The 9,105-nt window shown below is 59.2% G+C and carries 6 protein-coding genes; 2 read left to right on the forward strand and 4 right to left on the reverse strand.

What is annotated here, in order from left to right:
* Positions 1 to 379 precede the first annotated feature (379 nt).
* Both DDF70_RS34110 and DDF70_RS34120 read left to right on the forward strand, forming a co-directional pair.
* On the forward strand, positions 380 to 877 hold the full coding sequence (locus DDF70_RS34110) for a hypothetical protein (protein WP_205772589.1): 498 nt from the start codon (positions 380 to 382) through the stop codon (positions 875 to 877).
* A gap of 396 nt (positions 878 to 1,273) precedes the next feature.
* Complete coding sequence (locus tag DDF70_RS34120; RefSeq protein ID WP_114949000.1) at positions 1,274 to 1,714, forward strand: MucR family transcriptional regulator; 441 nt, start codon at positions 1,274 to 1,276, stop codon at positions 1,712 to 1,714.
* 194 nt (positions 1,715 to 1,908) lie between these two features.
* Here DDF70_RS34120 and DDF70_RS34125 read toward each other — a convergent pair whose 3' ends face one another.
* The 4 genes from DDF70_RS34125 to DDF70_RS34140 all read right to left on the reverse strand — a co-directional run bounded on the left by DDF70_RS34125 (position 1,909) and on the right by DDF70_RS34140 (position 8,983).
* Entirely contained in the window at positions 1,909 to 2,751 is an 843-nt protein-coding gene (locus tag DDF70_RS34125) for a hypothetical protein (protein WP_114948999.1), read from the reverse strand.
* 2,386 nt (positions 2,752 to 5,137) lie between these two features.
* The gene (locus tag DDF70_RS34130; protein ID WP_162820372.1) at positions 5,138 to 5,554 is read right to left on the reverse strand and encodes a DUF6262 family protein; all 417 of its coding nucleotides are present in this window, start codon (positions 5,552 to 5,554) and stop codon (positions 5,138 to 5,140) included.
* Positions 5,499 to 7,805, reverse strand: a complete 2,307-nt coding sequence (locus DDF70_RS34135) for a tyrosine-type recombinase/integrase (protein WP_114945247.1) — start codon at positions 7,803 to 7,805, stop codon at positions 5,499 to 5,501. Before DDF70_RS34135 ends, DDF70_RS34130 begins: the two co-directional genes overlap by 56 nt.
* A complete protein-coding gene (locus DDF70_RS34140) occupies positions 7,796 to 8,983 on the reverse strand; it encodes a tyrosine-type recombinase/integrase (RefSeq protein WP_114945246.1) in 1,188 nt (395 codons plus the stop codon). The genes DDF70_RS34135 and DDF70_RS34140 overlap by 10 nt, the downstream gene beginning before the upstream one ends.
* Positions 8,984 to 9,105: the final 122 nt, after the last annotated feature.

The following is a 9,105-nucleotide window of genomic DNA, read 5'->3' on the forward strand; positions in this document are numbered from 1 at the left end:
GGCGAGCTGACCAATGACCACCTCAAACCGCACCCGAATTTACACTCATTGACGGACGTGACCCCGCCGGGATCATGCAGGTCACAACAAAGGACTGGGAGCCAAGGCAATTTCAGTAAGTCGATGAGACGCTCGGTGGAGATCACCGCACCATGCGCGCGCTGGCCGTATCTAAGGTTCTCTGACGGATGTATTCGGCCGTGACAGGCCCGGCCTGGGTGAGAGTTAGATGAAGAGTGTTTGTTTTGAGGGACGAGAAGTAAAAATCCCTGAAAGAACAGTCTGACCTGAGCCGAGTGGCTCCAGGTTGGATCCTCTCATCAGGCCGCGTTGCCATGCTCTGATAGCGCGCGGCCTCTCACTGACCTGTCCAACCATCATGAACGAACATTCTCTTGATCTGAATGGCCGGCTGGAGGCACATGCCCTCCTGGACCGCCTCGTGGCCGACGGGCCAACCTTCCTGGCTGGCGACGCCCGCCGCCTCATCGACCTGATCCCGGTGGCGCCTGGTTCCCGCATCTCCTTCACCGGTGTCTTCCGAGGTCGCGGACCTGGCGCCAAGGGCCATGCCGCTGGCATCGGCGACGTCACCCTGGAAGGGGCGGCGAAGCAGAAAACCCTCACCCTCAACCTACCAACCTCGCACCGGGTTGGCGGCTATGTGGTGACCCACACGCCCGGGCATGTCGAGATCGAGCTCATGTGGGCCGAGACCCGGGCTGACCGGACAAGCCAAAGTTGTGCCTTGGTCTATGACGTCAGCACCAAGGAGCCAACGGAGATGCGCATTGCCGTGCAAAAGTCGCTGACCGTGCTGTTCGTCACGTTCGCCTACATCTCGTTCATCCCTTGGAAGACACCTGAGACCGCCTGAGCGCGCTATGGGGGCGGACATCTCGGACAACGAGACGAGCCGTTCTCTCCGAAATTACTGGAACCAGTAAACCCCGGAGAAGGGCAGGGGATGCCGAGTAACGTCTTGGTGGATCCAGGCCCGATGCCAGCCCCGGCTCAATCCTCGCTGGAGGATCGGCTGGGGTGGGAATAGCAACACCAACTGGGAAAAGGATCATTCACAATCAGACACATACAAATCGACTGCGAACAAAATCTTGAGCCGCTTTCGAATCCGGCCAAGCAGCAATTGTCTTAAGATCAACAAAAGAGCCAAGCAAACGATGTGCCTCAGGCTCTCGTACAGCGCAGTGTTATCAGAACATTGGCGCTCCCGGCTCGGGCTAAATTCCATTCACCCTTTCGAATAATGATCATGACTGAACACACTTCCTATACAATTGACGAAATCGTCCGCTTGAGCGTGAGGCTCGCTCTGATCCTGTCCAGGCAAGGCGCTTCATACGCCTCTGAGCGAGTAGAAGATCGTCTTAAGACCTTTCTCGACGAGATCATCACGGCGGCGCCAAAGCCACAGAGTGGCCCAAGACAAGTTCCGGCAGTCCCAGTCGAGCGCTCGATTCTTCATCACGCCATTATTTCGCTTGAGGATGGCCAACCGTACAAGACGCTTTATTCGCATTTGAGCACTCTTGGCCTCTCCCCCAAAGCCTACCGTAAAAAGTGGGGTCTGCCCCGGGATTATCCGATGGCAGCGCCGGCCGAGCGAGAGCGCTTGCGGGCCCTGCGCGAATGCTGCGGACAGTTTCCCTGCCGCAGAAGAAGACGGCGGAGACATTGCCACCGAGACGGATGATTGATTCCGCCGGTGCCGGCACGTCCCGTCTGAGGCCTGGTTCAGGCAGAGGTAACGGAATCCTCCACAGAGCCCATCTCTGTGGAGCTGCCATTTATGAAAATCTTTAGCTCCATACTGATCACGACATGCGAGCATTCGCCTGCTCTGTTCACGTGGGCGTAGGGTGCACCCGGAATATCAGTCCAAGTTGGTCATGAATGGTCGCCGTGCTTCGCCGTTACCATCTGTGTTGGAGCAGAGTTGCTGGCCTCCGGCTCAATGGACTCGGCCAGTGTCCGCCCGTCCTCGCTGTCATAACGTAACCGCCAATATGAGTTAGCTAGTTCTTTGGGTCTGCCAACGTATCTCCAGTGAGTGCCATCATATGGAAACGGGTTCTCCTGTGCCCACCCTCGACGTTCTACCGTGCGCGCCGGATGCGGACAACGCTCGTCCAGCCACTGGAGATAAGCCCTATGGAGTGATTGGAAGTCTAGGGGCTCCGGAGCCTTTGCAGAAGTGATTTCGAGTGGGGACACCCATGAGCCTTCCGCGGTCTCGGGGAGAGTATAGACTTCCTCGCCCTCAGGGCTTGGGGCTAGGGCAAGATGCTCCTCAAATTTTGCATTCTCAGGCCGTCGCCCGTTGTCTCCAGCGATGGTCTCATCAGGCTGCCGGTGCCATTCGGCAACCACGTCAGTCAGGCCGAAGACCTCCAGCAACTCACGAGGCATTGTGGCCCATTGTTGCAGCGACATCCCAAGAAAGCGGAAAGCCTCGGGCTCGATGCTGCCGTCCTCGCCGAAGGACCGAAACTCTTTCATTCTGACGAGGCGGTCGACCTCCGCTGGCGGCAAGCTCAGTGTTCCAGGGGGATGCGCATGTTCCGCCACTCTGCCTCCGGCTTGGTGCACGATCTGCCTGATCTGGGCAATGAGGCCCTCTAAGGCATGCTGGTTCTCCAGCATCAGATCGGCGAGCGCCATGCCCTCGGCAGCCTTTTGCCTAAGCCGCTCTTTGTGGGTTCGCTGCCGCTCGGCATTGGACTGGGCCACTAATCTCTCCTTGTTACTCACGGGCCACGGAAGGGCTCCGTTACTAACAGAGGCTGCAGCAAACGCCATCGCCCTGGACCCCAGGCAGATGCAAAAGCTGTGGACGGTGCCATGGTCAGGCGCCGCTCGCGCGGGGTGGGGCGGATGAGGCTCAATACCACTGTTTTTATGCAGGCACCTCCTCCAGCTAGGGCTCCGAACCTGCTGGGCTCAATTCCTCAAATGTTATGGGTCCAGCTTTTCACTGCTCTTAAGGCGGATCCTCCTGGAGCAGGACTGGTCAAGTGCGACGTAGGCTCAATACCTCAGTTTCGACGCAGAGCGTGTGGTTCCTCTAGCGTTAGTAACGCCTGCGCCGTGTAGGATTTAGCTAAAGAGCCGGCTTCCCAACGGACCCAGATCTCGGCGGTGTGCCGCGGCGGTTGCGCTTGGTGGTGTCGGTGTCATCTGGCGCTGGGCGGACTCATGCAGCTGTCGCTCAGCCCCAACGTATGAGACCTCTGTTGGTAAGGGGATGAGCGAAGGAGGCCATTCTTTCGGCATACCGAGGTGTTACTAACGGAGGGTTTGGAGCGAGGCTCAATACCGCAAATTTTGTGGGTACTCACGGTTGGTGGAGCTGAGGCTCAAAACCACAAACTCTCCGCATGCCCTTGGGCTTGCGCCCGCCACATATCTTGGTCCATGCGGCTACCGTTAGTAACGGTTGTCAGGTGAGGGCTCAATACCGTAGTTTTTGTGTGTCCAACGTTTTGCTGCTCTCAGATGCAGCCTGCACAGTTAGTGTGGGTCTGTGGGATCTGAATGACCGGAGGTGGCGCAGACCCAATATTATGGTTTCGGCGTAGAGCGTGCGGATCATTCGATGTTAGTAACGCATGCTCGCCGAATGATGCCACCCATGATTCAGTTCCCTAAAGCTGGGCGCATCTAGAGAATTGACGCCCTGCTTCCAAGTGCAGACTTGTCGTTACTAACGAGGCTCGGATCTCAGCCTCGAATTACAGAGACCTTTGTCACTAACAGGATGGGCGAAGGATGGCATCCTTCTGGGAAATCGAGGTATCGCTAACGCAGGGCTCGGAGGAAGGCTCAATACTGTAGTTTTTGTGGGGTCACTCACGGACGGCAGAGCTAAGGCTTGGTGCCTCAAACTGTCAGCTTCTTTAGGCTTGTGTCGGCCGTATGTCTCAGCGGTCCATGCGACGTCGTTAGTAACGGCCGCTACGCCAAGGCTCAATACCTCAATTTTTGTGGGTCACTAACAATCTTGATCTCTCCGGGGCTCAATTCCTCAGATTTTGTGCGTCCACCATTTCGCTGCTTTTTGGCGTTGCTGGCTGCCCAAGTGCAAGTCCTTTGGAGTCATGCTTTAGACCGAGCTGCGCAGGCTCAATACCATAGTCTCGACGCAGGGCGTGTGGCTCGGTCGGTGTTAGTCACGCATGCTCAGTGAGCGACGCCGCTCATGGGGCTTCGGGCCGATCCAGCACTGAGCGTATCCAGGGATCCGACTATCTGCCTCCGAGTGCAGATCCTTCGTTACTAACGGGATCGTGGTGCGCAGTATCCTTCCGGATCGTGCCGACAGGTCGAAAGAGCCTTGTGGTTTGTTGGTCGAGGCGATGTTCGTGCCAGGTTCGATCAAGGCTCAATACCGTAGTTTTTATGCGTTACTAACGACCGGCAGGGCCGAGGCTCAATACCGCTAACTTTATGCATCCCGTCGTGTGGGCCTGCAGGCGGACTCTGATCGACTCTTTGAGGCGCGCCCTGATCAACGCGCAACGCCGTGGACGCGCGTGCAAGAGACGCAGCCCACTGATTCAAGCTATTGGAGCTGATATTTTGGCTTTCGATGTCGGCGTCAAGTTTAAGGTCGCCGCTTCTGCGTTACTAACGAGCAACAGCGCTCAGGCTCAATACTGTACTTGTGACGCACCAAGTCAGGAAGCGGCTTGCTGATCGGGCTCTCAGAGCTTGGACGTGGCGCGACAATTCTCGTTACTCACCCTATCGTGGGAGGAGGGTACAAAGAGGAGCAGCTTGATTAGATGGGCAGAACCTGTCGGGCAGGGTCTTCGGCCTGCGAGTGGGAACCCTTTGTTTGTAATGGAATTCGCACGTCAGAATAGAACCTATTATAACTTTATAACATTTCGCATTTTTACCTGGAGGTGTTCTCTAATTCCTCAGATAGAGCAGATGTTTAGACCTGATTGACATGTCATCCATGGGCCATGCGATCGAGGTGCCACCGCCATGCTCGCTGTCAAGAACAGGCCTGCGGCCGGCCGCCTCCGGCGGGGCCCTGCGGGCCTTCTTGACCGCTCCGCGTGCCGGTGACGTTCGGCTACCATGCCATGACGGCTCCGCCCGTCATGGCTCATGACGATCCATAACGTGTCAACCGGCTGCGCACCTCGAGAAGTTCGGTCACGGCGCGCTGATGCCGGCTGCGCCATTCCTCCGCTTCGCCGAGCGCGCGCTCATAGCGGCGATCCAGCTCCATTTTCTGCTGGCGGACCTCGGCCAGCTCCGATTCCAGCCGCTTGATCTTGTGGCGCAGCGCCACCTCGATCGTTGCGGCACGGCCCGCCGAGCGCGCCCGGATGTCCTCGCCGTCGACCGTCACACGCTGCTGAAGCGCTGTCGTACGCAGTTGCTGGATCACCTCCTTGAACTGGCGGTAAAGGTACTCGCGGCTGACGTTGGCGCGCTCGGCCACGGTCTTGAACGAGATGACCTCACCGTTCCGTCGCATGGCGCCCAGGATCTCCTCGACCGCACGCCGCTTGGTCACACTCCGCTGCCGCGCCGCTGCAAGCAGCCCGCTGGTATTTTCGAGCCCGGCCACTGTAGCTTCCCTCCGCCCTGATCGTCTTGATGATGGTCTTGACGTTCGCAAGCCCCTGCTGGGTCCGCTCCATCCGCTTGCGACCGATGTCAGCCATGCGCCGGTGGCCGTCCTGATCGAAGCCTTCCACCTCGCCTTTGAGGCGGGTGAGACTGGCAGCCATGGTGCGCATTTCTCTCTCGAAGAACGGCAGTTGCCCGATATCGGCGCGGAAGTACGAACACGTGAAGCAGGCTCCGTTGTGTTCGCACCATTCGCCGATCTGGCCCGGGAGCGAGCAGAGGCCGCCAGGGACGTCAACCGCCAGGGAGGCGTCCTTGCGCAGCGCCAGTTCGGCGACCTTGTCGTCGACCTCGCCCTTGATGGAGATGAACTTGCCGCCCCCCTTCTCGAGGACGGCTTTCTTCTTCAGCTTCAGACGCTGGTTGACGTAGATCAGGCTCATGTCGGCCGAGGCATGGCCCAGTTCCATCTGGATCATCATGATGTCGTAACCGGCCAGCGCCAGCTCGGTGCCGTAAAAATGGCGCAGGTCATGCCAACCGAACTTGTAGATGCCGCCGTCCTTGTCACGAATGCCCTGGCGAATGATCCACTTCGCAATCACGTCCCGGGTGTGCCCAGGACTGAGATGGACCTCGGCATCGCCGAGCCTATGGGGGAACAGGTATTGTGTCTCGCGGCGCCATGCCCTCCGGACGTCGTCCTGCTGCTCCTGGATGGTCTGGATGACCAGAGCATGGGCGGCATCGTTCTTGTGCAGCGGCTTGGTGTTCCAGCGCTTGACCTTGGACTGATAGAAGGTCAGCAGCATGAAGTCGGCATCGTCCGGATCCGGTGCCAGGCAGTCGAACGCAAGGGCATGCAGGTCGATGGACCGCATGCCCGTGTAGCGGGCGATGATCAGAAGGCGTCTGCAGACAACCGGCAGGGAGTCGAACCTCAGGAAGATCTGCTCAATGACCTCCTCGGGCACCATCGCGTCTTCGAGATTGCGCTCATATTCATGCGTTCGGGGATGATAGCTGCGAACTCTGCGAACGTTTCTCTTATCGAAGACAAGGCGGCGCCAGCGGTATTCCGGGAGGTAGGCGCAGGCCCACTGAAGCATGTTGAGGGGATCCGTATACCAGTTCTGTCCGGTGAACCCCTTGTCGTTGCCCCACGACAGGAACGTATGCTCGATGAACTCCTGTGTGATGTGTTCGGGGCGAGGTGAGGGATGAATGCCGTACAGGCATACTTCGATCAGCCCGAGCGAACCAATGTAGGATGGAAGAGAGCGCGGAGAGAGCTCCTTGTGCTCGATTTTGTTGAGAACGTAGCGCCGCGCCACGTGGCGCAGCCACGGAAGTTGAATGCGGAAGAAGCTGAGATAGGGTGCTTTGGACGTCGTCACCGGAACGTCATCTGCAGGATAAACATCCTCCAGGAGCACCAAGTCTCTGGCCTCCACCGGCTTGGCTCTCTCGCGCAAGAGGATGAGGGTGAACACCAAGACGTTGGCCACGGCGCTGGCCACGGGCCCGTAGGCTGTCTCATGGATTGTGGCGTCCCGGCGCCATTTGCGCTTCGTGGGACGAGCCGAGTAGTCCCGCGCTGCCAGCCACTGCTCGAACAGGCTGCGAAGGGGCGTGCTGCCGCGCCCTGACCCGCTCTCGATGGGGTGCCCGAAGTCGATCAGGTGGTGGGCCGCATGTGTTTGACTGGATGCAAGGTCAGCACAGAAGGGGATCAACTGGACCACTCTCGTGTACCAGCGATAGTGCCGGCTCTGTGGGCGTGCCAGACGCCAGGCAAAAAACGCCTTGAGCTCCGTCTTGTAGAATTCCGGCACGGCGGCGAAGTCGAAGCCGATCCCACCCAGCAACGCATCGGGCAGCGTTTGACCGCGCTGTCGCACGATCGACGCAGGGCGGCCTTTTCTGCCCCGTCCTCCATGGGTGTTGCTCTCGACGCGGCCACTCTTGGGCTCGATCTCCTGGGCATCGCGGAGGATTTGAGCGTGCCGCGCCTCGCCATAACTGTCCGGCGCGTATAACGCGGATCCGGCATCGATCCCGAAGCATTCCCGAAGCGTATGGAAGCCCCACAGGTCTCGTTCGAGCAGGGTAGGGTGCAGGTCGGTCAGAAAGGCCCGCAGGCTCCCAAGATACGCGACGTCCGGGTCGCAGCTTCGGGTGAGCTTCAGAGCCATTTGAGCTTCTCCTCCGTCAGGCCGATACGCCGCAAGTCATTCAGGCGCTCTTCGACCTCCGTGTGGTTCTTGAGCTGCAGCTTCTTGTACTCGGCATTGAACAGGTGCTTGTAAATGGCATTGGTCGTCTGCGGGCTGGCATGCCCGAGGCGGTCGGCGACATCGAGCAGGCTATAGCCTTGAGCGATCGCCTCGCTGGCATGGGTATGGCGGAACATGTGCCAGGTGAACGCAATGCCAGCGTTCCGGACCAGACGCTTTTGAATGTCGTAGACGTTGCTCTCGGTCAGTCCGCGGCCGATTTGCGCCTTGGCGATGTTGCAGAACACATAGTTCGTGCCGGTCTCGAAGGCCGGAAGGTATTCGTCGCTGGCGATATAGTCCTCGTACATCGTCATCACGAAGTCGAGCACCGGGATCGGCCGCGCCTTGGCGTATTTGACGCGCGCTTTGTTCTCGTGAAGGCGCTGCGTGACCCAGATGACGTTCTCCTCCAACCGGAAGTCCTCGTGCAGCAGGCCCCGCGCCTCGCCGATCCGGATGCCGGTCGTGTACAGGAGGACCACCAGGAAGGCGTCGCGCATGAGGCTGGCCGCCTCGATGATCCTCAGGACCTGCTCCGGCGTCAGCCGGTGGTCGACGGCCCGCTTGGCGGAGGCCGCCTTGGCCTTGTGGTCCGACCGGCTTTCGGTGTAGCGCCGCGCCTTCCGCTGCATGATATGGGCCAGGAAAGGCTTGTAGGCGTCGGGATGATGCGTCCGGGGCCGCTCGCCGGCATCAAAGATCAGTGCGGCGTGGCGCAGGTCCAGAAAGGTGTAGAAGGCCTTGATCGCAAACAGGATCTGGTTGTGCAGGCTGGCGGAAACGTCCACGGGTTCCGGGCGCAGCGGGATGATGTTGAGGGCGGTCTTCAGATCCAGGATCGAGCCATGGCGGATCACCGCGGGAATGAAGCGGTCGAGGTCCAAGGGTGCGATCTCCCGGAAGCTCTTGCCTATGGTGGCAAGATAGTTGCCGAGCCGGACCACATGCCGGGCATAGTGGGCAACGGTACTCGGCGCGTGATGGCGCGCCTCCAGGGAGATGACGAACTCACGGATCTCGGTGACGATGGCATCGCCGTCATAGGCGGTCCAGATGATGTGGCCGCTCGGGAGGACGATGCGCTGCAGGTGCATGGGCCGTCATCCGCGTCGTTGACACCTGATGGTACGACTGTCAGGGACCGGCGCCAAGCCCTCAAAGGGGTAGGTCGATCACGTCAGTGACATGACCAAGCGACCTATAGGGAATCGCATAA

The organism is Microvirga calopogonii, assembly GCF_003347665.1.
GTDB lineage: Bacteria > Pseudomonadota > Alphaproteobacteria > Rhizobiales > Beijerinckiaceae > Microvirga > Microvirga calopogonii.

Coding starts and splice junctions, on each gene's coding strand:
- DDF70_RS34110 (WP_205772589.1), top strand. CDS start 380: ATGAACGAACATTCTCTTGATCTGAATGGCCGGCTGGAGGCACATGCC.
- DDF70_RS34120 (WP_114949000.1), top strand. CDS start 1,274: ATGACTGAACACACTTCCTATACAATTGACGAAATCGTCCGCTTGAGC.
- DDF70_RS34135 (WP_114945247.1), bottom strand. CDS start 7,805: ATGGCTCTGAAGCTCACCCGAAGCTGCGACCCGGACGTCGCGTATCTT.
- DDF70_RS34140 (WP_114945246.1), bottom strand. CDS start 8,983: ATGCACCTGCAGCGCATCGTCCTCCCGAGCGGCCACATCATCTGGACC.